A 1,731-nucleotide genomic window follows, 5' to 3' on the forward strand; every position below is an offset into this window, starting at 1 on the left:
GCACTCCGCCGTACTCTCGGCGCGCTTCGAGCCATTACTGACCCATGCTCCTAGCGTGCTCGTCGGCCAGTTGGTCGACCATCGCTGCGAGGGTGTCCTGAAGTCTTTGCACACCCGCAGCGGCTGCCGTCGCCGTCGGCAATTCTCGGAGGTCCTCGAGCGGGACCGGGTCCCCGACCAGCAGGGTGACCCGACGACGGCGGCCCAGCACCACCCTTCCTTCGTAGGCTGGCGCGATGGCCTGCACACCCCATTGGGCGACGGGGATCAATGGGACTGACGTCTCGAGCGCGATGCGAACAGCACCCGACCTGAGCGACATCAGACGTGCATCCGGTCGGTTCGTGATCGATCCCTCCGGGTAGACGACGACGAGGGCGCCGCGATCCACTGCTTCGATCGCGGCGCGGATCCCGGCTCGCCCGTCGGAGCGGTCGACCTGGACGTGGCCGGCCGACCGAAACCACCAGCCCACTGCTCTGCTCTGAAACAGGCTTGATTTTGCCATGAACCAGGGGGTCCGGCCCTGGGCGAGGACCATCTCCGCGAGGAAGAGCGGGTCGGCTTGGGAGACATGGTTGGCCGCCAGTACTGCGCCCCCCGACCCGGGAAGGCGCTCTGTACCGCGCCAGTCCGCTCTCCTGACGAGCAGCAGAAGGGGTTTGCAGACGACCAACGCGAGCCACCATGCAGGGCCGCGGGCGTCCGCGGGTGCGCGTCGCACGCCTGCGGACTGATGCGAGTCACGGGCGCCCGGAACGAAAGGCAGAAGTCTCATCGCGGGCCCTGCCGTCGACCTCCAAACCATCCTTGTTCACCTCGGGGGTCAGACGTTCGGTGGTGACCACGACCAGTGGTCGGTCTGCTTGCTCACACCGCCACCTCCGGTGTCAGGGCAGTCGTGTCGACGGCGACTTGGCCGAGAATGCCGTTGGTGGTCATGGAGTCCCCGGGGCGGTTGACGCTGTCAGCGGCGACCGGCTCGCCCTGCCTGAGGTAGTAGCAGGTGCGGTTTCGGTCAGAGGTGGGGTCACCGCTCAGGACGATGTCGTCATAACCGTTGTTGAGTCCCGCGATCCGCAGCTTGTGGTCGTACTGGTCCGACCGGGACCATGGGAGCGCCGACACCTTCTTGTCCCTTCCGCAGATCGTCCTTGTTCCTTCCACAGGTCTTCGAGAAGGAGGTCGCTGGTAGGGCAACATCGGCTCGTCACCGGCCCACGATGTCACCGGACCAACCCTCCCGGCGGAGGCGGGTGGCCGACTGCGCGCCGGCATGGCTGGCGCCGACCACCACCGCGCGCCCCGAACTCATCCGGTTCCCTTGGGGGTGAGCTCGACCATCAGCTTGCTGATGCCGCGAACGAAGTTGGACTGCACGTACTCCGGCTCACCGACGACATCGATCCTCTCGAAGCGTGGGAGCAGCTCCTCCCAGAGGATCCGCAACTGCAGCTCGGCCAATCGGTTGCCCATGCACCGATGGACGCCGAACCCGAAAGCGATGTGGTTGCGGGCGTTGGGCCGGTCGATGATCAACTCGTCCGGCCGCTCGAACACGGACTCGTCCCGGTTGCCCGAGGCGTACCACATGACCACCTTGTCACCCTTACGGATGAACTGACCGTTCAAGATGGTGTCAGCTTTGGCGATCCGCCGCATGTAGGCAAGAGGGGTCTGCCACCGGATAATCTCGGAGACCATGTTGGGGATCAGGCCGGGGTCGGACTT

General features: G+C 65.7%; 3 protein-coding genes. All 3 read right to left on the reverse strand.

Going from position 1 to position 1,731, the window contains the following annotated elements; translation table 11 throughout:
* Positions 1-34: 34 nt before the first annotated feature.
* Positions 35-808, reverse strand: coding sequence for a lysophospholipid acyltransferase family protein (locus IY392_RS10435; RefSeq protein ID WP_309234145.1), 774 nt, complete (start codon positions 806-808; stop codon positions 35-37).
* Positions 809-870: 62 nt separating this feature from the next.
* Positions 871-1,128 (reverse strand): oxidoreductase C-terminal domain-containing protein, encoded by a 258-nt coding sequence (locus IY392_RS19225; protein ID WP_007628308.1) that lies wholly within the window; start codon positions 1,126-1,128, stop codon positions 871-873.
* A 183-nt stretch (positions 1,129-1,311) separates the two neighbouring features.
* Positions 1,312-1,731, reverse strand: a 420-nt coding sequence (locus IY392_RS10445) for a cytochrome P450 (RefSeq protein ID WP_194861163.1), incomplete at its 5' end; no start/stop codon positions are given.

Source organism: Dietzia sp. SYD-A1 (assembly GCF_015356725.1).
In the GTDB taxonomy this organism is placed as follows: domain Bacteria; phylum Actinomycetota; class Actinomycetes; order Mycobacteriales; family Mycobacteriaceae; genus Dietzia.

Excerpts from the sequence above, each read along its gene's own strand:
- IY392_RS10435 (WP_309234145.1), bottom strand. The coding sequence starts at position 808 with ATGGTTTGGAGGTCGACGGCAGGGCCCGCGATGAGACTTCTGCCTTTC.